Genomic DNA, 23997 nt, shown 5'->3' with positions numbered 1-23997 from the left:
GGACACCACCGTCGCGGACGCCGTCGTGGCCGACGCCCGCGGACCGCTGGTCGCCCTCCTGGCCGGCCTGGTCGTGCTGGCCGGGATCCTGGGTCTCGGCCTCGCCTCGGCGTTCTCGCGCCCGTTCCGCGACCTCGCCGAGTCGGCCGCCGCTCTCGGCCGTGGTCGCTTCGACATCGAGGCACCCCGCTCGCGCATCCCCGAGGTCGTCTCGATCTCCKACTCGCTGCGCGCGAGCTCGCTGCGGCTGCAGAAGTCCCTGCGCCGGGACCGCGACTTCTTCCACCACGCCTCGCACGTGCTGCGCACCCCGCTCACCGGCATGCGGCTCGAGCTCGAGGAGCTCACGCTGCGCGGCGACCTCGACGCCGACGTGCGGCGTACGACGGCACGGTGCCTGTCCGACGTCGAGCGCCTCGACTGCACGATCGCCGAGCTCCTCGAGCTCGCCCGCGGGCGGGCGCTCGTCGAGGGCGCCGAGGTCAGCCTGCTGGCGCTGGGCTCGCACATCGCCCAGCGCTGGCGCGGCCAGCTGCCGGAGTCCCGCGAGGTCAAGGCCTTCGTCGACAGCGGCCCGGAGATGCTGCTGACACCCGGGCCCGTCGAGCAGCTCCTCGACAGCGTGCTGCGCGACGTGCGGGACTCGGGCAGCGGGCCGGTGATGATCCGGTTCGCCGGTCAGGACGGGCACGTCAAGGTCACCGTCAGCTCCGGCTCGATCGGCACGTACGCCGCGTTGTCCGGCTCGGTCGCCCTCGCCGCCGAGGTGCGGACCAACGCGGACGTGGCGCGGACGCTCACCGAGGTGCTCGGCGGGCGCTACACCGGTGACGCCACCGTGGACCAGCTCGAGATCCTGCTGCCGCGCCGCTGAAGCCAYCGATTTGAGGCATGACGGGCCCCGGGGCCCGTGCCACGGTGGAGCGTCGAAAGGAACGCCCATGCGGGTGCCGCCGATCTCCCCCCACACGTCGACCGTCCTGGCGGCGACCCTGCTCCTCGTGGCCGCGACCTGGGTGAGCGTCCCCGCGGTCGCGTCGACGCCCCCGCCGGACCGGACAGCCGCGGCGCCGACCCTCCGGGTCGCCGTGCCGGCGCTGCCCGGCGTGCGACACCGCCTGGCGACGGCGGCGACCGGCCCCACGTCGTCACGCGACACGGCGTACGTCATGGGGGCGCAGGCGGAGGCCCGGCGCGCGACCTGCCTGGGTCGTCGCGCCACCATCGTCGGCACCCGCAAGGGCGACCGGATCCGCGGCACGCGCGGCGCGGACGTCATCGTCGGGGGCGGCGGCGCGGACCGGATCTCCGGCCTCGGCGGCAAGGACCGGATCTGTGGTGCCGCAGGCGCCGACTACGTCGTGCCCGGCGGCGGCAACGACCGGGTGGACGGCGGCTCGGGCGCCGACACGCTGGCGGTGAGCGCGGGACGCGACCGGCTCGCCGGCGGAGGCGGCCTGGACTGGCTCGACTACCGCAGCTCACGCAAGGGAGCGACCGTCTCCCTCGCCGCCGGCCGCGCGACCGGTGAGCGCTGGACCTCGCTGGAGAACCTCGTGGGCTCCCGCTTCGCCGACCGCCTCACCGGCAGCGCCGGAGGCAACCAGCTGCGGGGCGGCGCCGGCAACGACGTCCTCGCCGGAGGGGACGGCGACGACATGCTCATCGGGCAGGCCGGCAACGACTCGCTCGACGGTGGCGCCGGCACCCTGGACTTCGTCGCCCACCCGACCGCCTCCGGCCCCGTGACGGCCGACCTCGCCACCGGCGTGGTGACCGGCGAGGGCACCGATCGGCTCGTCGGGGTGGAGGGAGTCGCGGGGTCACGCCACGCCGACACGCTGTACGGCGGGTCGGCCTCCTCGATCCTGTCCGGCGGGCCGGGCGACGACACCATCGTCGGGACCGGGACCTCCGACATCCTGCTTCCGCTGGGACGGGGGGCGCGCGTCGACCTGCTCGGACGCACGGCCAGCGGCGAGGGGTCCGACACGGTGAGCGGGATCGAGGTCGTGGTCGGCACTCCGGGCGACGACGTGATCACCGGCTCGGACGCGGACGAGATCGTCCTCGCCGGGGGCGGTGCCGACTCGGTCTCGGGGGGCGGGGGCAACGACATCCTCCTCGGCGGGGACGGCACGGACGCTCTCGCCGGTGGAGCCGGGGACGACGTCCTGCGGGGCGACGAGGCCGTGCACGCTGCCGACCGGCTCGACGGGGGCGAGGGCGCGGACGTGGCCGACTACGGCACGTCGACCGTCGCGGTCTCCGTCAACCTCGCGGCTGGCGCCGGTCCCGCCGGCGACACGATCGGGGCGATCGAGACGGTCTCCGGCTCCGGGCAGGCCGACACGATCGTCGGCGACGCGGGCTCCAACACACTCATGGGTGGTGCGGGCGACGACGCCATCGCAGGGGGCGGCGGCAACGACGTCATCTCTGGTGGCGCCGGCCTGGACGCACTCTCCGGCGAGGGTGGTGCCGACTACCTCACCGGCGACGAGGGCGGAGGCAGCGCGAACGGCGGACCGGAGTCGGACGTGTGCGTGGACCTCTCACCGGCCGCCGAGTGCGAGGCCACCGAGATCACCGGGGGCCAGGCGCCGGGGGGCGGGACGCTCACGGCGGCCCGACCCACCGCCGCGACGGGAGGGGTCCGCTCCGCACGTCAGGTGCCGACGAGCTCCCGGGTGCCCATGTCCGACTGGTTCGCCCAGGGCAACCCGGCGGTGTCGTGCAACGACGGCCTGCCGAGCACCTCCTCGGTGGTCACCGGCCACCTCCCGGCCCGGGTGCGTCCCGACTATGCCTCCGGCAACCAGCAGACGGTGTGGGTGCGACCGGAGATCTTCGACCTGTCCAACCCCAACACCCCGGTGCAGACGGGGCAGTGGTTCTACAACGTGCTCAACAGCGACCAGTGGACCACGGACTACTGGTACCTCTACCAAGGGCTGGGCAACGACCCGCTCGACATCTGGCGGACGACCTTCGGTCGCAACCTCCAGACCAGCTACGCCGTGGTCTACGACATGTGGTGGCTCGACAACGCCACCGGTCAGTGGCTCTCCCACGAGCGCTTCAGGGCGTGGCACCAGGTGGGCAGTGGCTTGTACGCCGACCGCTGCGCCGGGCAGGCGGCGGGCTACTTCAACTACGGCCCGAGCGCTACGACCGTCATCTGCCCGTACAACTGGAGCGACGTCGACTGCGCCACCTACCGGGCGTTCTTCTCCAGCTACACCACGCCGTTCAACTACCCGACGATCACGTTCCGCACACGGCCTGGGAGAGCTGCTCGACGCTGAGCCACGCCGCGGGGACTCGAGCTGCGTCACCGGACGCAGGCGGCTCCCGTGCACGTCGCGAGGGCGTTGAGGCGGCTCACCAGGTCGGCGATGGTGCTGGCGGGCGGGTCGTTGGCCGTGCTGGAGTCTCCCAGGAGGTTGGTGTTCTCGGCCGGATCGGTGGCGAGGTTGTAGTACTCGCGGGCGATGACGGCACCCGCGCTGTTGTAGGTCTGGATGTACTTCGTGCTGGAGGTGCGGACCATCCGCCACGACGGGATGTTCGGGTTCGCCGTGTCGACGTAGTACTCGCCGTACGTCGTGGTGCGTCGGGAGGCGGCCAGCAGGGACTCGCCGTCCAGGCGTGGAGCGGTGCTCGGCAGCGTGACGCCGGCCGCCTGGAGGATGGTCGGCAGCAGGTCCAGGTAGGACACGACGCGCGTGCGGTCGGTCCCGGCTGCGACCTGACCGGGCCAGCGCACGAGCAACGGGACCCGCATCGACGGCTCGTAGGGCACGAACTTCTCCCAGCGTCCGTGCTCGCCCCACATGTAGCCGTTGTCCGAGGAGAAGATCACGAGCGTGTTCGCGAGGGCCCCGCGGTCGGAGAGCAGCTGCATAGTGGCGGCGAACTGGTCATCGGCGCTCATGATGGCGCGCAGCTGGCTCTGGCACATGGCCTGACCCTGGGCGGTGGTGTGGTTCATGGTCCGGACGTACGCCGGCTTGTCGCTGCGGTCGGCCTCCGGGACGCCGGAGCAGGTGCCGGTCGCGGCGGTGGCGTAGCGGGCCTCGGGGACCGCGAGCTTCGAGGTCGTGCCGTTGGGGTTGGTGATGTCGACCCAGTGGGGGGCCTGCGGGGTCTCGTAGAGCAGGAAGGGCGTCCCCGCTGTCAGCGCGGCGGTTGCGTACTGGCGTCCGCGGTTCCCGAGGTAGGTGGTCGAGTACCCGCTGCCGGTCTGGGCGACCCCGTCGACCCTGACCGCGACGTTGTTGTAGCCGCCCCACATGACCGTGGAGTGGTCGAAGCAGGGCGGCCGGGTCGTCCTGGGCCAGCTGGTGAGGAACTTGCCGTCGATGTAGGTGGCGTAGCCCGCCGCGTCGAGGTAGCACGCCATGGAGTGCGCACCGTCGAAGAGCGGACCGTCCTGCTGGTCGAGCACCCCGTTGTTGTGCGGKTAGCGACCCGTCATCAGCGACGCCCGGGACGGGCAGCAGGACGGGTCGGCGACGAACATCTGCGTGTAGCGGCGCCCGTCGGCCATCCAGGCGCGCGTCTTGGGCATGAACTGCAGCGGATCGACAGCTCCCGGGAAGGCGTCCCTGAGGTCGTCGAGGTTGTAGAAGAAGATGTTCGGGCGGGTCGCGGCCGCCGCCGCGCGTGGCTCCGACGCCGGGCGGACCTGCTCCCGGGCAGCCGCAGCCGGTCGGACCTCGTTCCCGGCCGCCGGGTGGAGGGGGATCGAGGCGCCCACCGCCGCCAGGAGGGTCACCAGGGCGAGGGCGAAGCGAGCGATGCGGGGACTCATGACTGCCTCCTAGGCGGCGGGGATGACGTAGGTCCCGTGGAAGAGGGCGTTCGGGTCGTACGTGGTCCGCAGCTGGCGGAGCCGGGTGTAGTTGGACGCGTAGTACGCCGAGATCGGCCGCGACGGCTCCAGGTAGTTGATGTAGGCGCCGACCGAGGCGGACCCGAACTTCGTGTGCCCGACCGAGATCCAGTTGTACGTCGAGGTCTTGACCGACGACGTGGGCGCAGCGGAGAAGTCGACCTTCCACTGGACCGAGGCGACCGCGGTGCGCCAGGGAAAGGCGGTGTCCGTCGCCGCCTTGCTCGCCAGGGCGCCACCGAACGGCTCCCACTGCAACGACGTCGTCGAGCTCGTCGTCGCCCGTGTCCGGAGGTAGCCCGCGATCGCGGAGATCTCGGCTGCGGTCAGCGCACGGCCCAGGATGTCGCTCCCCGAGAGATACACCTTGCGAGTGAGCAGACCGGCGGGCGCGAGCTGGCACTGGGCATCGGAGTACCCGGTGCAGCCGGCCACCTGCTGCAGGGCTTGCAGGTGGGTGTACTGCGTGCTCGTCCTCGTCGCGGGTGTGCGACCAGTCGCCGCGATCATCGCGTCGACCTCCGCTGTCGGCGTCGTACCGAGAGTGCGGATGACCATCCTGGGCGTCACGCGACCCGAGCCCGTGACCAGGTGGAGCACGGGGAAGCTGGTCCACGGTGCCGCGGCGATGCGCTGCTGCCACCCGGCGATGACGCGCTCCGTGTCCGCGTCGGCCCAGGTCAGGGTCGCGAAGCCGACGGTCAGCGCCGCACTGGTGGCGAACGTGTACTCGGTCACGACGCCGAAGTTCCCGCCTCCACCGCCGCGGCACGCCCAGAACAGGTCAGGGTTCTGCGTGGCGCTGGCGCGGACCGTCGTGCCGTTCGCGAGGACGACGTTGACCCCCCGGAGCGCATCGCACGTGAGACCGTACCTGCGGTGCTCGAAGCCGATGCCGCCCCCGAGGGTGAGGCCCGAGACGGCCACCGTCGCACAGGTACCCGTGGGCAACGTCCGGCCGAACGGTTCGAGTGCGGTGTGGACGGAGTACAGGCTGGCCCCGGCGCCCACGACGACCGTTCGGTTGCTGCTGTTGTAGGTCACGGAGCTGAGCCGCCGCAGATCGAGCTGGATTCCCTGGTCGCCACCGGAGGCCCCGACGTAGGAGTGACCACCGGACCGGGGCGCGAAGGGGGTCGCGAAGCCGGAGGCGAACCTGACCGTGGTCGCGACATCGGCCGCATTGGCGGGTTGGACGACCGCGAGCGGCCGCAACCCGTCGTAGATCGGGTCGTACAGTCGAAGGGTGGTGAGGTAGGCCGAGGCGCTCGGCAGCACCACCGACCCCGCGAGAGCTGCATCGAGGTCCTGGAGGTCGGCGAGCGTCGGGACGCCGCTCGCCGCCGCGCTTGCGGTCGGCCCACTCAGCTCCGTGACCCGGCTGATGGTGGCGGCTCCGGCCAGACCGGATGCTGCGACCAGCAGTGACCGGCGCGTCAGCTCGTGGTCATGCCAGAACGGCTTCCGTGCTGATGGATCAGGACCGRGCACCGTCGTCTCCTCACCGGCCGCGAGCCGCCGGACCGCAGCGGCGGGGCCAGGACGCTGGAGTGCACAGGGCTGGATTCAACGGGATCAGGAGACGAGCGGCGTGCGACCAACCGACGCCACGTCGGAGTCCGTACGTGCGGAACGCGCCCTTCCACGCTAGGAATCGCGATGGAGTTCGTCAATGAAGCGAACTGGCTAGTCAGGGTGCGCGAAGGGTGACGGTTGTCGTACGCCGGCACGATCGGTGGGGCCTCACCGACCGGTGGCAGCCTCCCGCAACGCGTCGAGCTCGGCCTCGAAGAACCCGATCAGCTGCTCGGGGTGTGGCACGGTGCCCGCGTCGACCTTGAACCCGACGCGGACCGTGCCGGCGTAGCTGAAGATGCACACGCCCAGGGTCTGCCCGCCCGAGCCCGGCACCCAGCCGAGCACCCCGGTCACCTCGACGCCGGCGAGGTAGCGCGGCTCTCGTGGACCGGCCACGTTGGTGGTGACCCCGATGGCCTTGCCGGCGAAGAAGTCGACCAGCGGGGCGTCGACACCGTGCAGGCGGCCGATCCCCTCCGCCATGGCCGAGGTGATGAAGACCTCCGGCGAGTCCTTGATGTGCTCCATCCGCCGGTGCACCTCCGCGAGCCGCTCCAGCGTGGCCATCTCGGCGGTGGGCAGGTGCAGCATGACCAGGGCGAACTTGTTGCCGAGCTCGCGGGGCAGCGGAGCACCCGGCGGCCGGATGTTGACCGGCACCATCGTCGTCAGGTGCTCCACCGCCTCGCCGAAGGACGCGAGGTAGCGCGCCAACGCGCCCGACAGGGCGGCGATGAGCACGTCGTTGACGGTGCTGCCCGTCCGGCGGCCGATGGTCTTCACGTCGGCCAGCGGGTGGGGTGGTGACCAGGTCACCAGCTTGGCGACGCCGGGCTCGTGGCTGAGCAGGGTCCGGGGCAGCACGTCGAGCAGCAGCTTGCGGGTGACCGCCAGGCCCTTGAGCGCCGTGGCCGGGACGGCCGGCAGGCTCAGGGTGCTGCGCAGCAGGCCTGTGGCGGTGGAGGTGACGGTGCGGCGCCCGGGGGGTGGGGACCCGGTGTCGTCATCCGGGTCGCGGCCGTCGGGGGAGGGGTCGGTGAGGGTCAGCATGACCTGGGCGAGGGCCATGCCGTCGGCCATCGCATGGTGCAGCCGCGAGAAGAGGACCGAGCCCTCGCCGTACCCGTCGATCAGCCAGGCCTCCCAGAGCGGTCGGCTGCGGTCGAGGGGTCGGCTGACCTTCTTCTCGAGGAAGGCCCGCAGCTGCTTGTCGCCTCCCGGTGCGCGCAGCCTGGCGCGGTGCAGGTGGCGGGACAGGACGAAGTCCGGGTCGTCCTCCCAGCCCGGCAGCTCCCACAGGTGTCCGGCCTCGACGGGTCGCTGGTGGAAGACCGGGTAGGCGTCGACCAGCCGTTCCTGGACGGTCCGTCGCAGGCGCGCCCAGTCCAGGGGCTGTGCGGTCCACATGATCCCGTCGATCACCATCAGGTGGTGGGGGCGGTCGGCGTGCAGCCACATGGCGTCGGCGCCACCCATGGTGCGTCGGGTCCCGGCGGTCACGACGACGTACCCGTACGGCGGGTCGGTGCCGGCCGGTCCGACGCCCGGGCCGCGAGAGCGAGCGCGCGGATCCGGTCGATGTCCTGGGGGGTGTGGACGCCGTTGACTCCCGAGATGGTCGCGAGCCTCATGCCGTGCTTGAGCCCGAGGCGGTAGATCTCCTTGACCTTCTCCCACTCGATGTTGCGGCCCACGGTGAAGGTCTCGAACCGTCCCTCGAGAGCCAGCACCACTGTCTCGGCGAGGCAGGCGTAGGCGACGTTCTTCGGCAGGCCGATGTCGCGCATCCGGACGTCGCCGGGCAGCTCGATCTCGCCGGACTCGATCACCAGCACGTCGGGGCGCTTGGCGACGTCGTCGGCCGACAGGTCGAGCGGGCGGGCGACGTCGGTGATCACGCAACCGGGCTTGACGGCCATGATGTCGAGGACCCTCTTGCCGGCCCCCGACGTGGCCGTGACGATGAGGTCCATCCGTGGCAGGGCCTCGTCGGGCGTGGCCGCGACGTGCACCTCGGCCCCCGGGTGCTCCCGCTCGATGAGCTCCTTGAGCGCCAGCAGCTTCGCCGACTCCGGTGACACCAGCCAGAGTCGGGCCTCGGCGACCGCCAGGAGCCGGGCACAGACCGACCCGATGGCTCCGGTGGCCCCCACGACCATCGCGTCGCCCCGCAGCGCTCCGTCGGCGTCGACCTCGGCGAGGCCGAGCTGGCTCAGCGCCTCGTGCGCCGCCCACAGGGCACCCGAGGCGCTGTAGCTGTTGCCGGTCGTCACCGGCAGCGGCGCCTGGCGGGCGACGGTCACCCCGGCGTCGCCGACGACCTTGGTGAAGGCGCCCAGCCCCATGATCTGCGCACCGAGCCGGCGCGCGGTCTCGGCCGCGGCCAGGAGGCGGCGGTAGGTGAACTCGGGGCTGTGGGACATCATCTCGTGCGGGGTCCCCCCGACGCTGATGAGCCACCCCTCGGCCTCGGCGCCGGTCGGGGAGGTGATGCCGGTGACGTGGCTGTAGGTGAACGGCGGGCTGTAGGCGACGGCCTTCTCGACCAGGTCCATCACCGGTCGAGGTGCGATGCGCGAGACGGCGCGCAGGGGCTCGACGTTGCGGAGGTACTCCTGCGACAGCGGGTGGATGACGAACGCGAACCGGCTCCGGCGCCGGGGTCCGTTGGGTCGGAGCAGTCGCGGCTCCAGCCCGGCGGCGACGATCATGTCCAGCAGGTCGTCGTGGGTGAGGGTGCCCCCACCGTGCACGGAGGCGGTCATCAGGGCCTCCAGGGTGGCCGCGTTGACGGTGATGCCGTCGAACGGCTGCGGCGTCACGTCGACGACCAGGTCCACGCCGCGATCACCCAGGTCGACCAGCCGGTCCGGCGAGATCGACGTGGCGATCAGGGTCTTGCCGGCGAGGTCCTCGAGCCCGAAGCCGGTCAGCTCGTCGTACGTCGCGACCACGACGTCGCAGTCGCGGGCCGCCCGTCGGGCCAGCGCCCGTGCCGCCAGGTGGGCCGGTGCGGTGAGCTGCGTCCTCATCCCGTCGGGGACCAGCCGCAGGGACAGGGTGGTCGCGTCTCCGACGGCGTCGGCCGCGAGCCCCAGCGCCCGGCCGACGCGCAGGGGGTCGGGCACCAGGCCTGGCAGTGGGCCGGGCAGGACCGGGCGGGGGAGCAGGTCGGCGTACCGGATGTTGTCGGTGTGCTCGCGCAGGATCCGGGTGATCCGGTCGTGGTGCCGCCTCCCGAGCACCACGGTCCTGGCGTTGGTGAAGTAGCCGGGCATCTCGGTCTCGACGCGGCGTACCGACCACTCCTGCAGGACGCCGAGGAGCTCGGAGCCGTCGGTCACCGGGGTCGATCCGGCCTCGGCCGTGATGCGTCGGCGGGCGCGGAGCTCGCCGCCGTACTGGTTCACGGCCGCCGTCTCACGCACGCCCGTGACGGCGAGCGCGGACGCCCGGGGAGCCCACTCGCGGACGAGGTCGCAGGCGGCGTCGACGTCGCCACCCGTGCCGCGGCGGACGAGCCGGAAGGTCGTCCCGAGGAGGGTGACCTTGGTGTCGTGGTCCCACTCGCGGCCCATCAGGCTGACGTTGACGACCACCGGCGTCCTGCGTGTCATGTCGCGTCTCCTCGTCCCTGCCGCATCAGGCCATGGCCGCGGAGTCGAGCTCGGGGTGCTCGACCATGAAGTCGAGCAACCGGTCGGAGTAGTCCGCGAAGCGCGGGCAGGACACGCCCGTCCCGGCGAGGTCGGTCGTCGCGTGGACGGTGTCGTAGGTGGTGGGGGAGGCGAAGTAGTCGAGCGCCTCGACCGGCAGGCCCATCAGCCTCTCGACCAGCGGCAGCGAGACGGCCGCCCGGGTGAGCGACAGCGGCAGCGGCACCCAGACCACCCGCCGGCCCAGGCGTCCGGCGACCGCGTCGACGAGCTCGCGCACGGTCGGCGGGTCCGGGTCGGTCAGCGCGTAGGTCCGGCCCCGTGACACCTCCAGCACCGACAGCCGGTCCATGGCCTCGACCACGAAGTCGCGGGGCGCGAGGCAGAAGCGCACCCGGTCCGGGTCGCCCACGGCCGGGACGACCGCCAGGGGTGGCTGGCGGCGCAGGAAGGTGGCCAGGAAGTACGGGCCGTCGTACTTCTGGGTCTCCCCGGTGCGGGAGTCGCCCACCACGATGCCGGGCCGGTAGACGGTCGCGGGCAGTCCGGCGTCCATCGCCCGGCGGACCAGTCGCTCGGCCTCGTGCTTCGTGGACTCGTAGTGGTTGCGGAACTCCTGGCCGACCTCCAGGTCGTCCTCGCGGAACGAGCCCGCGTAACGACCKCTCACGTAGCAGGTGCTGACGTGGTGGAGCCGCTCGAGCAGGGGCAGCCCCCGGCACAGGTCGAGGACCCGGTCGGTGCCGTCGACGTTGACCCGGCGCGCCACCTCCTCACCTACCGCGAGGTCGTAGACGGCCGCCAGGTGCCACACCTCGGTGACGTCCGCGAGCAGGTCCGCATCCGGCGCGGCGAGTCCGAGTCCCGAGGAGGTGAGGTCGCCGACGACCAGCTGGACCCTGCCGACGACGTGCGGCTCGGCGGCCTCGATCCCCGCGAGCCGGTCCCGGGCGGCGGCCAGGTGGCGGGCCGGCACGAGGCACACGGCCCGCGCGCCCGGTCGCCGGGCCAGGAGTCGGGGCAGCAGGGCCGAGCCCAGGAAGCCGGGGAACCCGGTCATCAACAGCCCGGTCATCGCGCGGCGGCCTCCTCGTCGTCGCCCTCCACCCTGTCACCGTGGTGCGCGGGCACCAGTGCCGAACGTCCCCTCGGGGCACCGACGAACGGCCGGGCGTGATGTCCGGGGACCGGGTGCCGGTTGTCCACAGGCTTTGCCTTCGCCGGTGTGTAGGAGCCCCGTGCGTGGGTAGGTTGGCGCGCAGAACCCACTCGGGACGGGGGACTCGGATGACTGTGACGCGACAGGACTCGCACGGCGAGCTCGTCGAGCTGCTGGACGGCCAGGTGCGCGAGCGGGTGCGCTCGGACGCCGTGGACCCCCAGCGCGACACCGGTCTCGTGCGTCGCATCGCCGAGGACGTCGTACGCCGCCACGACGAGCGCAGCCTGACCGGTGCCGTGGTCCCGGTCGCCGATCCCGACAAGGTCGTGGGCGAGCTGATCGCGCGGGTGTCCGGCTTCGGGCCGCTGCAGCCGTTCCTGGACGACCCCGAGGTGGAAGAGATCTGGATCAACGACCCCAGCCGGGTCTTCATCGCCCGGCGCGGTCGTCACGAGCTCACCAACCTGATGCTCAGCCCGGCCCAGGTGCACGAGCTGGTCGAGCGGATGCTCAAGTCCAGCGGGCGCCGCATCGACCTCAGTCAACCTTTCGTGGATGCCATGCTCCCCGAGGGCCATCGCCTGCACGTGGTGCTCGAGGGCATCAGCCGCGGGTTCTCCGCGGTCAACATCCGCAAGTTCGTGGTGCGGGCGAGCCGGATGAGCGACCTGGTGGAGCTGGGCAGCCTCTCGCCGCAGGCGGCGGCCTTCCTCGACGCCTCGATCCGGGCGGGGCTCAACATCCTGGTCGCCGGTGGGACGCAGGCCGGCAAGACGACCTTCCTCAACTGCCTGGCCGCCGCGATCCCCGGTGGCGACAGGGTGATCTCCGCCGAGGAGGTCTTCGAGCTGCGCTTCAACCATCCCGACTGGGTGCCGATGCAGACCCGCCAGGCGGGCCTCGAGGGGACCGGCGAGATCGCGCTGCGGGACCTGGTCAAGGAGGCGCTGCGGATGCGGCCGAGCCGGATGATCGTCGGGGAGGTGCGTGCCGAGGAGTGCCTGGACCTGCTGCTCGCCCTCAACGCCGGGCTGCCCGGCATGTGCACCCTGCACGCCAACAGTGCGCGCGAGGCACTGGTCAAGATGTGCACGCTGCCGCTGCTGGCGGGCGAGAACATCTCGGCGCGCTTCGTCGTACCGACCGTGGCCAGCTCGGTCGACATCGTGGTGCACCTGGGCATCGACGAGCACGGCGTACGCCGGGTCAACGAGATCGTCTCGGTCCCGGGACGGGTGGAGAACGACATCATCGAGACCGAGCCGCTCTTCGAGCGCAGCGACGGCGAGCTGCGTCGGGCCGCGGGCACCCCGACCCGGGTGGAGCGCTTCCAGCGGATCGGCATCGACGTCCACCAGGTCCTGGCGGGTGGTCGCTGATGGGCGCGCTCGTCGGGCTCGGGGTCGGGATCGGCCTGTTGCTCGTCTGGTCGGCGTTCTACCTCCCGCGCACGCCGCGGGCTCCGCGTCCCGGCGGCACCCGACCCGAGCAGCTGCTCGCCCGCTCGGGCCTGGGCGACGTCTCGGTCACGAGCCTGGTGCTGCTGTGCGTCGTCCTGGCCACGGTCGCGTTCGTGGTGATCCAGGCGGTGTCGCGCACCGTGCCGGTCGCGGTGGTCTTCGCCCTGATGGCCGGCTGGGCGCCGGTCCTCGTGCTGCGACAGCGTGCCGCCCGACGCCAACGGGAGTTCGCGGAGGTGTGGCCCGACGCCGTCGACAACCTGGCCAGCGCCGTCCGGGCGGGCATGTCGCTGCCCGACGCCCTGTCCGCGCTGGGCACCAACGGTCCCGAGGCGCTGCGGGACGCCTTCGAGGCGTTCGCCCTCGACTACCAGGTGACCGGCCGCTTCCACGAGTCGCTCGACCTCCTCAAGGTGCGCCTGGCCGACCCGGTCGGCGACCGGGTCGTCGAGGGCCTCCGGATCGCGCGCGAGGTCGGCGGTGGGGAGCTGGGTCGGCTGCTGCGCAACCTGTCGGGCTACCTGCGCGACGAGGCCCGCACCCGCTCCGAGCTGGAGTCCCGGCAGGCCTGGACCGTCAACGGTGCCCGCCTGGCGGTCTCGGCGCCGTGGGTCGTGCTGCTGCTGATGTCCTTCCAGACCGGCTCGGTCCAGGCCTTCTCCTCCCCTGCCGGGGTGGTGGTCCTGGCCGTCGGCGCCGTCCTGTGCGTGGTCGCCTACCGCGTGATGATGCGCATCGGCCGGCTGCCCGTCGAGAGGCGGATCCTGGCATGACGCTGACCATGTGGGGCGCGGTCCTCGGGGCGCTGGCGGCCGGCGGGCTGCTGCTGGTCGTCGTACGAGTGCTGGCGATCCGTCGTCCGCAGCTCGCGCTGCGCGTCACGCCGTACGTCAGGGACCTGCCGCAGGTCGGTCGCACTCCCGCCCTCAAGGTGGCCTCGGCGTCCCCGACGGCGGCTGCCGCCGGGATCTTCGGGCCGTTCCTGCGCTCGGCCGCCGACGGCGTCGAGCGTGTCCTCGGCGGTGAGGCGTCCGTACGCCGCCGCCTCCGGAGAGCGGGCCTCGACAAGACCGTCCACGAGTTCCGCGTCGAGCAGGTGATGTGGGGTCTGGGCGGCTTCGCGCTGTGCGCCGCCTGGCAGCTGGTGCGCTCCGTCACCGGCAGCGTCAACCCGGTGGTCGCCCTGGGCCTGTGCCTCTTCGGCTTCGCCGCCGGCGTGCTGCTGCTCGACAACCGCCTCTCGGCCCGGGCGACGGAGCGGGAGCGGCAGATGATCCTCGAGTTCCCCGCGATCGCCGAGATGCTCGCGCTGGCGGTCGCCGCCGGTGAGAGTCCGGTCGCCGCGCTCGACCGGGTCGTACGCCGCAGCGGCGGCGAGCTCTCCGTCGAGCTGGCCGGCGTGCTCGCCCGGATTCGCACCGGCACCCCGGTCGCGATGGCCTTCGAGCAGATGGCGGCCGCCACGGGCGTCTCGATGGTGGCCCGTTTCGCCACCGGCATCGCGGTCTCCATCGAGCGCGGCACCCCACTGGCCGACGTGCTGCACGCCCAGGCCGGCGACGTGCGCGAGGCGGGGCGTCGGGCGCTGATCGAGACCGCCGCGCGCAAGGAGGTCTTCATGATGGCGCCCGTGGTCTTCCTCGTGCTGCCGGTGACCGTGCTGTTCGCCTTCTTCCCCGGCGCCCTCGGCCTGCGCCTCGTCGTGCCGTGACCACCAGCTGACCCACCTGACCCGTCCAACCACACACCCTCGGGGGAACCGATCATGCACACACCACTGCACGCACCAGCGGCGGAGGTCCTGCTCCGCCTCCACCTCGCCGTCGCGGCTCCGAGCCAGGACGAGCGCGACGAGCGCGGCGACGTACCGGGCTGGGTCATGGTGACCGTGATGACCATCGGCCTGGCCATCGCGATCTTCACCTTCGCCGAGGAGCCCCTCAAGAACCTGCTCAGCGCGGCGTTCAGCCGGGTCAACTAGGGCCGTGCCGACCGTCCGGCACCGCGGGGAGCGCGGCTCGGCCGTCGTGGACTTCGTCATGGTCCTCGTCGTGCTGCTGCCGCTGTTCATCGGGCTGCTCCAGCTCGCCCTGGTGCTGCACGTGCGCAACACCCTGTCCTCGGCGGCCGCCGAGGGGGCCAGGTCCGCCGCGGTGGCCGGGGCCGGCCCGCAGGACGGYGTGGCCACGGCCCGCGAGCAGGTCGTCGGCGCGCTCTCACCGGAGTACGCCGAGGACATCCACGTCGAGCCGGTCGCCATCGGTGGGGCGGCGGCGTACCAGCTCACCATCGACGCCCGCGTCCCCACCCTCGGTCTCGGCGGCCTCGCGATCGAGTTCTCGGTCAGCGGCAACGCCATCCGGGAGGAGGCGCCGTGAGCCGTCGGCGCGACGACAGAGGGAGCGCCCTCGTCGAGTTCTGCTGGGTGGGGCTGGTGCTGTTCATCCCGCTCACCTGGATCGTCATCTCGGTCTTCGAGGTGCAGCGCGGTGCCTTCGCGGTCAACGGTGCCGCTCGCGCCGCGGCGCGGGCCTTCGCGCTGGCTCCCGACGACGCGACGGGTACGGCTCGCGCGCGGGCGGTCGCGACCCAGACGCTCGCCGACCAGGGCAGCGAGGGGATGGTCGCCGACGTCCGCGTCACGTGCGGAGGACTCCCGAGCTGCCACACGGGCACCGCCGTCATCACCGTGGTGATCCGTTCCAGCGTCGAGATGCCGCTGCTGCCCGAGGTCCTGGCCTCCGAGCGCCGCAGCTTCGGCCTCGAGGCCCGCCACACGGTGCCGATCGGTCAGTACGTCGAGGCGGGGGAGGCCGGGTGAGGCGCGAGGAGCGGGGCTCGGCGATCCCGCTGATCGTCGGCCTCGCGGGTGTGCTGGTCCTGGCCATCGCCGTCGTCGTCAACGCCTCGTCCGCCTTCATGCAGCGCCAGTCGCTCGACACCCTCGCCGACGGGGCCGCCCTGTACGGCGCCGACATCGGCTCCGCCGGCGTGTACGCCGAGGGCCTGCCCGCCGACCGGTTGCTCCAGGAGGAGCGTGCGGTCCGGGCCGCGGTGCAGGACTACCTGCGACGGGTCGGGGCCTACGACACCTACGAGGGCATCGTGGTCCTCGCTCGGGTCGACGCGGCGGCGCGCGCGGTCACCGTGACGCTGAGTGCGCCGCTCGACCTGCCGCTCACCGTGCCGGGCACTCCGGGCCGGCCGACGGTCTCGGCGAGCGGTCGCGCGGCGGTGACGCTCGATCCGTCCGGCTGAGGGGTGCTCGGCCCGTCGGCACTCACCCCGCGGTCGAGCCACCGAGCGGGATGGTCGCCACCTCCTGCAGCTCGTCGCTCGCACCGAACCCGAGTCGCGCCAGGGTGATGGCGCCGATCTCCCACGGCGTCCCGGCGAAGTCCTCCAGCCCGGCGACCAGGGCGGCCAGGGCCTCGTCGCTGACCGCCTCGTCGAGGGTCGACACGGGGACCAGCGGTGCGAAGGAGCGGCGGTCCAGCATGAAGCCTGCCCGGCGCGCGGACTCGGTGATCTCCCGGAAGAGCGCGCGAAGGCCGTCGACCTCGCCCGCGAGGGACAGGTGGAGCAGCTCGTCCTGCCCGCCCATGTGCGGCTCGCCGGTGATGTGGACCGTCGGGGGCACCCACCCGGCGGCATCGTGCTCGAGGGTGGCACGCAGCCGGCTCGCGGCCTCCGGCTCGACGAAGCCGAACCGGGTCAGGTGCACCGTCATGCCCGTCACGGGCAGGGGCGTCAGTCCCCGGGCGGTGGCCGTCGACGGCTCGCGGCGCGATCGCGACCACGCCCTGCGGCGCGGCGCGGCCGCGGCAGTCCCGTCCATGCGTGCGCCGACGTCGGCCAGGAGGCGCGCGACCTCCTCCCGCTGTGCGAGCGGGGGGACGATGACTGCGCTCAGGTACACGGATGCCTTCCCTCGGCGAATGGCTGGCCGGGACTCGGACCCGGTCGGGACCGAGCATGACAACACCCGGCGCACGCCCGGGTCATCTCCGCACCCGTGTCCACAACTTTTCCCGCGTCGTGCGCATCTCCCTGCTCGAACCACGCCCGCCCGGGCGTCGACGCCCGACAGGGCACCACAGAGAGCACGGGGAGATCCACATGCACCGCATCACCACCACCATCACCACGCTGGCCACCGCCGCGGCCGTGATCGCCGGTCCGCTGGCGATGACCGCGACCACCGCGCAGGCTGCGGACACCACCGAGCGCCGGGCGGCGGCGTACACCGTGAAGGCCAGGGCCAACAAGGACGTCGTGACCGTCGGCGAGGACGTCGTCAAGGTCCGCGGCAAGGTCACCCCGCGTGCGGCCGGCGCCAAGGTCGTCCTCCAGCAGCGCCTGGAGGGCAAGAAGAAGTGGGCCGTCAGCAGCAAGGGGAAGGTCAAGCGCAACGGCACCTACCTGCTCACGGACCAGCCGAGCGTGCCCGGGACCCGGGAGTACCGCGTGCTCAAGCCCTCGGGCAAGGGCATCGGCAAGGGGACCAGCAAGGTCCTCCCCGTCGAGGTCTACCGGTGGGAGCCTCTCGCGCGTCGGTCGCCGGGCGCCGTCGAGAACGCCCGCGGCTTCGCCACGGTCACGGTGGGCACCAAGACGTACTACCCGAGTCTCGCGATCACCACGCCCGGCACTCCGGCGTACATCGAGTTCACGCTCGGCCGCCTGTGCACCGACCTGCGCGCGACCTACGCCCTCGAGGACGCCTCCGCGAGCGGCTCGAGCGGCGCGGTCCGGCTGCTGGTGGACGGTGCCACCAAGGTCGACCAGGGCCTCGTCGTCGGCCAGGTCGTCGAGTCGACCACCGACCTGACGGGCGCGTTCCGGCTGCGCTACGAGCTCGACTCCTCCGCCGCGCCGTCCGGTCGCACCACCGTCGCGTCCCCCGAGGTCCTCTGCACCACGTAGGGGACGCGGAACGGGGGCCGAGAGTCCTAGAATCCCCAGTGGCGGCCCGGTCCGGGCTGCCACTGCCAGGGGAGAAAGTCATGAACCGTCTCACCGCCCTGATCGCCGCCTCGGTCGTGATCGCCAGCCCGATGACCGTGGTGGCCCCGAGCGTCCACGCCGCACCCGATACCGCGCGCAAGCCCGCGGCGTACAAGGTCACGGTTAAGGTCAACACGCAGGACGTCATCCTCGGTGAGGGCGTCGTCGTCAGCGTCCGCGGCAAGGTGACGCCGCGGGCCGCTGGAAAGAAGGTCTTCCTCGAGCAGCGGCGGCCCGGCGCGAGGGCGTGGGCCGTCAGCACCAGGGCGACGGTCAAGAGCAACGGCACCTACGTGCTCACCGACGAGCCCGACGTCCTCGGAACCTATCGGTACCGCGTCGTCAAGCTCCGCTCCGGCGGGGTGAGGAAGGGGACCAGCGCGACGGTCGAGGTCCGTGCGTACGGGTGGCAGAAGCTCGCCCAGCGGCCGCGCGGCCTGTTCGAGAACATCGCCGTCTCCAGCACCGCGGTCATCGGCGGCCAGGCCTTCGCGTACTCCTTCCAGCCCTTCACCCGCGGTGCGCCGTCGTTCGTCGAGTACCCGCTGAAGGGACTCTGCACTGACCTGCGCACGACGTACGCCATGCACGACAGCGCGGCCGTCGGCTCCTCGTCCCGCATCACGCTCTCCCTCGACGGGGTGACCAAGGCCGACCAGGTGCTCGTGAAGGGCCAGGTCGTCGCGGCCACCGCCGACCTCACCGGTGCGCTCCAGCTGCGCTACGACCTCTTCTCCACCGCGGACCCGGCCAGCTACCCGGTCGTCGTGACCCCGGAGGTGCTCTGCACGAAGTGAGTTGGACACGGCACGAAGTGATCTGAAGGCCTGTCTTTCGACACTCCTCACACCCGCGCCGTAGTGTGGGATCTTGTGGCGAGCACCGACTTCGAAGCAGAGATCAAGCAGCTCCAGGCGACCATGAAGACCATCGGACAGGTCCTCGACCTGGATGGCATGCGCAGGGAGATCGCCGACCTCGGCGAGCAGGTCGCCTCGCCCGACCTGTGGGACGACGTGGAGAGCGCCACCCGCATCACCGGGCGTCTCTCGGCCCTGCAGGGTGAGCTCGACAAGTTCACCGGCCTCGACTCGCGCATCGAGGACCTTGCGCTGATGGTCGAGATGGCGCAGGAGGAGGGCGACGCCTCCAGCCTCGAGGACTCCCAGCGCGAGCTCGAGCGCATCAAGAAGTCGGTCGAGTCCCTCGAGATCCGCACCCTGCTCAACGGTGAGTACGACGCCCGCGAGGCGCTGGTCAGCATTCGCTCGGGCGCCGGTGGCGTCGACGCCGCCGACTTCGCCGAGACCCTGATGCGCATGTACATGCGCTGGGCCGAGCAGCACAAGTACCCCGTCGAGGTCTACGAGACGTCGTACGCCGAGGAGGCCGGCCTCAAGTCCGCCACCTTCGCCATCCACGCGCCGTACGCCTACGGCACGCTGTCCGTCGAGGCCGGCACCCACCGCCTCGTGCGGATCAGCCCCTTCGACAACCAGGGGCGCCGCCAGACGTCGTTCGCCGCCGTCGAGGTCGTCCCGGTGCTCGAGCAGACCGACGAGATCGAGATCCCCGACGAGGAGATCCGTGTCGACGTCTACCGCTCGGGCGGCCCCGGTGGCCAGTCCGTCAACACCACCGACTCCGCCGTGCGGCTGACCCACATCCCCACGGGCACCGTGGTGAGCTGCCAGAACGAGAAGTCGCAGCTGCAGAACAAGGCCTCGGCCATGGTGGTGCTCAAGGCCAAGCTGCTCGCCCTGAAGAAGGCCGAGGAGAAGGCCCACCTCGACGGCCTGCGCGGGGACGTCCAGGCGTCGTGGGGCGACCAGATGCGCAACTACGTGCTCAACCCGTACCAGATCGTCAAGGACCTGCGGACCTCCTACGAGTCCGGCAACCCGCAGGCGGTCTTCGACGGCGACATCGACGCCTTCCTCGAGGCCGGCATCCGCTGGCGCCGCGGGGCCGAGAAGGTCGAGGCCTGACGGCCTGAGGGCTGGTCCCGGGCTCGTTCCGTCTGCCGGTCCGGGTGCATCGTCCCCGTGGTCGGGTCGGCCACCAAGGCAGCGGCACGTCGTCGCGGATCGCGCGACCTGTGGTCGTCCGCCGCTAGTTGAGCCGGGCGGGCCGGACCGGACCGCCGGACAGGACACTGGCGGCGTACGACGGGTGGGTCGGTGAGATCCGTGTCGCGCGCCGCCAGTTGTTGAGGCTGCAGGCGGCGACCTGTCGTCCCCCGCCAGTTGAGCCGTCCCGGCCGGACCGCCGGACACGACACTGGCGGCGTACGACGGGTGGATCGGTGAGATCCGTGTCGCGCGCCGCCAGTTGTTGAGGCTGCAGGCGGCGACCTGTCGTCCCCCGCCAGTTGAGCCGGGCGGACCGGACCGCCGGACACGACACTGGCGGCGTACGACGGGTGGGGCGGTGAGATCCGTGTCGCGCGCCGCCAGTTGTTGAGGCTGCAGGCGGCGACCTGTCGTCCCCCGCCAGTTGAGCCGGGCGGGCCCGGACCGGACCGCCGGACACGACACTGGCGGCGTACGACGGGTGGATCGGTGAGATCCGTGTCGCGCGCCGCCAGTTGTTGAGGCTGCAGGCCGGGAGCTGTCGTCCCCCGCCAGTCGAGCGGGCCGGACCGAGAAGGCCGAGCCCGTCAGCCCAACAGGGGACCGGTCGCCCTTCCCGCGACCGATCCCCTGAGGTCCCTGGGGTCCCTGAGAAACCGATCAGCGACGGCGCCGGAACGCGGCCTCGGTGAGGGCTGGAGGGGCGTAGCCGCGGTCGGCCTCGTTGAGGGTCGTGCCGGGCGGCACGATCTCGTCGATGCGGTCCAGGACGTCGTCGGAGAGGTCGACCTTGTCCGCGCCGAGCTGGGACTCCAGCTGCTCCAGCGTGCGCGGGCCGATGATGGCCGACGAGACGGCGGGGTGCTTGAGCACGAAGGCGAGAGCCAGGTGGATGAGCGACACCCCGGCCTGGTCGGCCAGGTCCTGCAGGTCGTGGACCGCCTCGAGCTTGGCCCTGTTCTCCGGCGAGGTCGGGTCGTGGCGGGCCGGCTGCCGCGCGGCTCGCGAGGAGACGACCGGGGCGTCCTCGCCGCGGCGGTAGCGGCCCGACAGCCAGCCCCCGGCGAGCGGCGACCAGGGCAGGATCCCCAGACCGTGCCTCTCCGCGGTCGGCAGCAGGTCGCGCTCCACCTCGCGGGCCAGGATGCTGTACGGCGGCTGTTCGGTGACCGGGCGCTCGCGGTGCCGGTCCCGGGCCACCCACTGCGCCTCGACGACCTGCGACGGCAGGAACGTCGACGTACCGATGTAGCGGATCTTGCCGGCGTGCACCAGGTCCGACAGTGCGCCCAGGGTGTCGTCGATGTCGATCTCGGGGCGCGGACGGTGCACCTGGTAGAGGTCGATGTGGTCGGTCTGCAGCCGGCGCAGGGAGTCCTCGACGGCGCGGACGATCCAGCGGCGCGAGTTGCCCGAGGAGTTGGGGTCCTCGTCGGACATGGAGCCGTGGAACTTGGTGGCGAGCACGACCTCGTCACGCCGGCCCTTCAGCGCCTTGCCGACGATCTCCTCCGACTCGCCGCGGGCGTAGACGTCGGCGGTGTCGATGACGTTGATGCCGGCGTCGAGGGCACGGTGGATGATCCGGATCGACTCGTCGTGGTCCGGGTTGCCCCAGGCGCCGAACATCATCGCGCCGAGGGTCAGCGGGCTGACCTGGACACCGGTGCGGCCGAGGTTGCGGTGGGTCATGCGATCTCCAGTCGATTCGTGGTGGTGTGGCCGGTCTTGATGGGGGAGTACTGGCTGGTCGGCCGGTCGAGGCCGTAGTGGTCGCGCAGCGTCGTGCCCTCGTACGCCGTCCGGAACAGGCCGCGGGCCTGCAGTATCGGTACGACGTGGTCGACGAAGGCCTCGAGTCCCGACGGTAGCGCCGGCGGCATCACGTTGAAACCGTCCGCGGCGCCACTGGTGAACCACTCCTCGATGGCGTCGGCCACCTGCTCGGGTGTGCCGCTGAAGGTCCGGTGGCCACGGCCGCCGCCGAGGCGACCGATGAGCTCGCGGACGGTCAGGCCCTCGCGGCGCGCCAGCGTCACGATGAGGGTGTAGCGCGACTTGGCGCCCTCGATCGCGTCCTCGTCGGGCAGGTCGTCGGGGAGCTGCTCGTCGAGGGCGAGCCGCTCCGGGGCCACCCGCAGGGTGCGGGCCAGCTGGCGGCGGGCGTAGTCGGGCTGGATGAGCCGGTCGAGCTCCTCCTCCAGGGCGCGCGCCTCGGCCTCGGTCGAGCCGATGGCCGGCACGATCCCCGGCAGCACCAGCAGCTGGTCGGGGTCGCGCCCGAAGGCGGTGGCCCGGGCCTTGATGTCGGCGTAGAAGGCCTGCGCGTCCGCGAGCGTCTGCTGGGCGGTGAAGATCGCCTCCGCGTGCCGCACCGCGAAGTCGCGACCGTCCTCCGACGACCCGGCCTGCACGAGCACCGGGCGACCCTGGGGCGACCGGGGCAGGTTGAGCGGTCCGGCGACCCGGAAGTGGGTGCCGGTGTGGTGGATCGGGTGCACCAGGTCGGAGTCGCCCCACACGCCGGACTCCTTGTCGGCGAGCACCGCGTGGTCGTCCCAGCTGTCCCAGAGCTTGACCGCCACGTCGACGAACTCGTCGGCCCGGCGGTAGCGGTCGACGTGTGCCGGCAGCTCGTCCAGCCCGAAGTTCCGAGCCGCCTCGAGCGTCGCGGTGGTCACGATGTTCCAGCCCGCCCGACCGCCGCTGACGTGGTCGAGGGAGGCGAAGCGGCGGGCCAGGTTGAAGGGGTCGTTGTACGACGTCGACGCCGTCGCGATGAGTCCGATGCGGCTGGTCGCCATGGCCATCGCCGTCAGCAGCACCGTCGGCTCCAGGGCGCCCGCGGGACGCCGGCCCACCTCGCCGAAGAGGGCGGGGGAGTCGGCGAAGAACACCGAGTCCATCAACCCCCGCTCGGCCGTGCGCGCCAGCTCGACGAAGTGCCGCACGTCGGTGTTGGCCTGTGGATCGCTCTCGGGCAGCCGCCACGACGCCTCGTGGTGACCGGTGCTCATCAGGAACGCGTTGAGACGCAGCCGGCGGGTCACGAGGCCCTCCTCACGGCGTCGTCGGCGCGAAGGTGCGGGGCGTCGTCGGCGTGGACGTGCCGGGTGTCCTGGACCCGGAGGTGGTGGTCATCCTCCACACCGAGCTCGGCGAGCAGCCGTGCGCGTAGGGCGGCGAAGGCCGGGTCGGCCTGGGAGCGCGAGCCGGGCAGCTCGATGCGCAGGTCCGAGGACACGACGCCGTCGTCGAGCACGATCACCCGGTCGGCCAGCACGATCGCCTCGTCGACGTCGTGCGTCACCAGCAGCACTGCGGGCCGGTGGGTCGCGCAGAGCTTGCGGAGCAGGACGTGCATCTTGATCCTGGTCAGCGCGTCGAGCGCCCCGAAGGGCTCGTCGGCGAGCAGCAGCTGCGGCTCGCGCACCAGCGAGCGGGCCAGCGCCGCGCGCTGGGCCTCGCCGCCGGACAGCTCGTGTGGCCAGGCCCGCTCGCGGCCGGCGAGGCCCACCTCGGCGAGCGCCTCCCTCCCCCGAGCGGAGGCGTTCCTGCGGCCGAGGCCGAGCACCACGTTGTCCAGCACCCGTCGCCACGGCAGCAGCCGCGAGTCCTGGAACACCACCGACACGTCGTCGGGCACCGAGATGCTGCCGCTGCCGGCCACGTCGCGGTCCAGCCCGGCCAGGGCCCGCAGCAGCGTGGACTTGCCGCTGCCCGAGCGACCCAGGAGGGCCACGAACTCGCCGGCCGGGATGTCGAGGTCGAGCCCGTTGAGCACCCCGCCGGCCTCGTTGAAGCTGCGGTGCAGGTCGCGGACCCGGACGGCGGTCGCCCCGGCTCCGTCGTGGTCGTTCAGCCTTCCAGTGTGCGTCGCCATGCGAGCGCCTTCCTTTCGATGAGACGGACGGCGGAGTCGGCGACCAGGCCGAGCACCGCGTAGACCACGAGGCCGACGACGATGACGTCGGTCTGCCCGTAGTTGGAGGCGAGCGTGATCATGTGGCCGATCCCGCTCGTCGCGTTGACCTGCTCGACGACCACCAGGGCCAGCAGGGCGGAGGTGACCGCGAAGCGCAGCCCCAGCAGGAAGCCGGGCATCGCGCCGGGGAGCACGACCGACCGGACGAACTCCGACCGGGAGATGCCCACGGTCTCGGCC

General features: G+C 72.2%; 22 protein-coding genes. 12 read left to right on the top strand and 10 right to left on the bottom strand.

The window, feature by feature from the left end; genetic code table 11:
- Window positions 1-874, top strand: an 874-nt coding sequence (locus ACXJKL_RS01165) for a sensor histidine kinase (RefSeq protein WP_457205211.1), incomplete at its 5' end; no start/stop codon positions are given.
- A gap of 67 nt (window positions 875-941) precedes the next feature.
- Window positions 942-3308, top strand: coding sequence for a calcium-binding protein (locus ACXJKL_RS01160; protein ID WP_457205210.1), 2367 nt, complete (start codon window positions 942-944; stop codon window positions 3306-3308).
- 26 nt (window positions 3309-3334) lie between these two features.
- Here the strand turns inward: ACXJKL_RS01160 and ACXJKL_RS01155 are convergent, their stop codons facing one another.
- From ACXJKL_RS01155 to ACXJKL_RS01135, 5 genes are all read right to left on the bottom strand, one after another.
- Window positions 3335-4816 carry a sulfatase-like hydrolase/transferase gene (locus ACXJKL_RS01155; protein ID WP_457205209.1) on the bottom strand — a complete coding sequence of 494 codons (1482 nt, stop codon included), beginning with the start codon at window positions 4814-4816 and terminating at the stop codon, window positions 3335-3337.
- Between the two features lie 9 nt (window positions 4817-4825).
- Window positions 4826-6388: an FAD-binding protein gene (locus ACXJKL_RS01150; protein ID WP_457205208.1), complete on the bottom strand. Its 1563-nt coding sequence runs from the start codon at window positions 6386-6388 to the stop codon at window positions 4826-4828.
- 252 nt (window positions 6389-6640) lie between these two features.
- On the bottom strand, window positions 6641-7975 hold the full coding sequence (locus tag ACXJKL_RS01145; protein WP_457205207.1) for a wax ester/triacylglycerol synthase family O-acyltransferase: 1335 nt from the start codon (window positions 7973-7975) through the stop codon (window positions 6641-6643).
- Window positions 7972-10092 (bottom strand): dehydrogenase, encoded by a 2121-nt coding sequence (locus ACXJKL_RS01140; protein WP_457205206.1) that lies wholly within the window; start codon window positions 10090-10092, stop codon window positions 7972-7974. Before ACXJKL_RS01140 ends, ACXJKL_RS01145 begins: the two co-directional genes overlap by 4 nt.
- A gap of 25 nt (window positions 10093-10117) precedes the next feature.
- On the bottom strand, window positions 10118-11206 hold the full coding sequence (locus tag ACXJKL_RS01135) for an SDR family oxidoreductase (protein ID WP_457205205.1): 1089 nt from the start codon (window positions 11204-11206) through the stop codon (window positions 10118-10120).
- 212 nt (window positions 11207-11418) lie between these two features.
- Between ACXJKL_RS01135 and ACXJKL_RS01130 the strand changes: the two genes are divergently transcribed.
- The 7 genes from ACXJKL_RS01130 to ACXJKL_RS01100 are packed head-to-tail and all read left to right on the top strand — an operon-like array spanning window position 11419 to window position 16011.
- Window positions 11419-12672 (top strand): CpaF family protein, encoded by a 1254-nt coding sequence (locus ACXJKL_RS01130; protein ID WP_457205204.1) that lies wholly within the window; start codon window positions 11419-11421, stop codon window positions 12670-12672.
- Window positions 12672-13526 (top strand): type II secretion system F family protein, encoded by an 855-nt coding sequence (locus ACXJKL_RS01125; RefSeq protein ID WP_457205203.1) that lies wholly within the window; start codon window positions 12672-12674, stop codon window positions 13524-13526. The genes ACXJKL_RS01130 and ACXJKL_RS01125 overlap by 1 nt, the downstream gene beginning before the upstream one ends.
- Window positions 13523-14464, top strand: a complete 942-nt coding sequence (locus ACXJKL_RS01120; RefSeq protein ID WP_457205202.1) for a type II secretion system F family protein — start codon at window positions 13523-13525, stop codon at window positions 14462-14464. Before ACXJKL_RS01125 ends, ACXJKL_RS01120 begins: the two co-directional genes overlap by 4 nt.
- Before the next feature lie 54 nt (window positions 14465-14518).
- A complete protein-coding gene (locus ACXJKL_RS01115; RefSeq protein ID WP_457205201.1) occupies window positions 14519-14734 on the top strand; it encodes a hypothetical protein in 216 nt (71 codons plus the stop codon).
- Between the two features lie 4 nt (window positions 14735-14738).
- Window positions 14739-15131: a TadE/TadG family type IV pilus assembly protein gene (locus ACXJKL_RS01110; RefSeq protein WP_457205200.1), complete on the top strand. Its 393-nt coding sequence runs from the start codon at window positions 14739-14741 to the stop codon at window positions 15129-15131.
- The gene (locus tag ACXJKL_RS01105; RefSeq protein ID WP_457205199.1) at window positions 15128-15574 is read left to right on the top strand and encodes a hypothetical protein; all 447 of its coding nucleotides are present in this window, start codon (window positions 15128-15130) and stop codon (window positions 15572-15574) included. The genes ACXJKL_RS01110 and ACXJKL_RS01105 overlap by 4 nt, the downstream gene beginning before the upstream one ends.
- Window positions 15571-16011: a pilus assembly protein TadG-related protein gene (locus tag ACXJKL_RS01100; protein ID WP_457205198.1), complete on the top strand. Its 441-nt coding sequence runs from the start codon at window positions 15571-15573 to the stop codon at window positions 16009-16011. Before ACXJKL_RS01105 ends, ACXJKL_RS01100 begins: the two co-directional genes overlap by 4 nt.
- A gap of 22 nt (window positions 16012-16033) precedes the next feature.
- Here the strand turns inward: ACXJKL_RS01100 and ACXJKL_RS01095 are convergent, their stop codons facing one another.
- Window positions 16034-16672: a 2'-5' RNA ligase family protein gene (locus tag ACXJKL_RS01095; RefSeq protein ID WP_457205197.1), complete on the bottom strand. Its 639-nt coding sequence runs from the start codon at window positions 16670-16672 to the stop codon at window positions 16034-16036.
- A 200-nt stretch (window positions 16673-16872) separates the two neighbouring features.
- Here ACXJKL_RS01095 and ACXJKL_RS01090 point away from each other — a divergent pair, with 200 nt between their 5' ends.
- The 3 genes from ACXJKL_RS01090 to prfB all read left to right on the top strand — a co-directional run bounded on the left by ACXJKL_RS01090 (window position 16873) and on the right by prfB (window position 19748).
- Window positions 16873-17679, top strand: coding sequence for a hypothetical protein (locus tag ACXJKL_RS01090; RefSeq protein ID WP_457205196.1), 807 nt, complete (start codon window positions 16873-16875; stop codon window positions 17677-17679).
- Between the two features lie 80 nt (window positions 17680-17759).
- Window positions 17760-18557 (top strand): hypothetical protein, encoded by a 798-nt coding sequence (locus tag ACXJKL_RS01085; protein ID WP_457205195.1) that lies wholly within the window; start codon window positions 17760-17762, stop codon window positions 18555-18557.
- 75 nt (window positions 18558-18632) lie between these two features.
- Window positions 18633-19748: a peptide chain release factor 2 gene (prfB, locus tag ACXJKL_RS01080; RefSeq protein ID WP_457205194.1), complete on the top strand. Its 1116-nt coding sequence runs from the start codon at window positions 18633-18635 to the stop codon at window positions 19746-19748.
- 744 nt (window positions 19749-20492) lie between these two features.
- Here the strand turns inward: prfB and ACXJKL_RS01075 are convergent.
- The 4 genes from ACXJKL_RS01075 to ACXJKL_RS01060 all read right to left on the bottom strand — a co-directional run.
- Complete coding sequence (locus tag ACXJKL_RS01075) at window positions 20493-21524, bottom strand: aldo/keto reductase (RefSeq protein WP_457205193.1); 1032 nt, start codon at window positions 21522-21524, stop codon at window positions 20493-20495.
- Window positions 21521-22882, bottom strand: coding sequence for an LLM class flavin-dependent oxidoreductase (locus tag ACXJKL_RS01070; protein ID WP_457205192.1), 1362 nt, complete (start codon window positions 22880-22882; stop codon window positions 21521-21523). The genes ACXJKL_RS01075 and ACXJKL_RS01070 overlap by 4 nt, the downstream gene beginning before the upstream one ends.
- A complete protein-coding gene (locus ACXJKL_RS01065; RefSeq protein WP_457205191.1) occupies window positions 22879-23715 on the bottom strand; it encodes an ABC transporter ATP-binding protein in 837 nt (278 codons plus the stop codon). The genes ACXJKL_RS01070 and ACXJKL_RS01065 overlap by 4 nt, the downstream gene beginning before the upstream one ends.
- On the bottom strand, window positions 23691-23997 hold a 307-nt coding region (locus ACXJKL_RS01060), incomplete at its 5' end, for an ABC transporter permease (protein ID WP_457205190.1). The genes ACXJKL_RS01060 and ACXJKL_RS01065, both read right to left, overlap by 25 nt.

This window comes from Nocardioides sp. P5_C9_2 (genome assembly GCF_054049555.1).
The sequence above is the reverse complement of the archived record's forward strand: the minus strand, read 5'-3'. Positions and strand labels throughout refer to the sequence as shown.

Coding starts and splice junctions, on each gene's coding strand:
- ACXJKL_RS01160 (WP_457205210.1), top strand. CDS start 942: ATGCGGGTGCCGCCGATCTCCCCCCACACGTCGACCGTCCTGGCGGCG.
- ACXJKL_RS01140 (WP_457205206.1), bottom strand. CDS start 10,092: ATGACACGCAGGACGCCGGTGGTCGTCAACGTCAGCCTGATGGGCCGC.
- ACXJKL_RS01130 (WP_457205204.1), top strand. CDS start 11,419: ATGACTGTGACGCGACAGGACTCGCACGGCGAGCTCGTCGAGCTGCTG.
- ACXJKL_RS01125 (WP_457205203.1), top strand. CDS start 12,672: ATGGGCGCGCTCGTCGGGCTCGGGGTCGGGATCGGCCTGTTGCTCGTC.
- ACXJKL_RS01120 (WP_457205202.1), top strand. CDS start 13,523: ATGACGCTGACCATGTGGGGCGCGGTCCTCGGGGCGCTGGCGGCCGGC.
- ACXJKL_RS01115 (WP_457205201.1), top strand. CDS start 14,519: ATGCACACACCACTGCACGCACCAGCGGCGGAGGTCCTGCTCCGCCTC.
- ACXJKL_RS01090 (WP_457205196.1), top strand. CDS start 16,873: ATGCACCGCATCACCACCACCATCACCACGCTGGCCACCGCCGCGGCC.
- ACXJKL_RS01085 (WP_457205195.1), top strand. CDS start 17,760: ATGAACCGTCTCACCGCCCTGATCGCCGCCTCGGTCGTGATCGCCAGC.
- ACXJKL_RS01075 (WP_457205193.1), bottom strand. CDS start 21,524: ATGACCCACCGCAACCTCGGCCGCACCGGTGTCCAGGTCAGCCCGCTG.
- ACXJKL_RS01065 (WP_457205191.1), bottom strand. CDS start 23,715: ATGGCGACGCACACTGGAAGGCTGAACGACCACGACGGAGCCGGGGCG.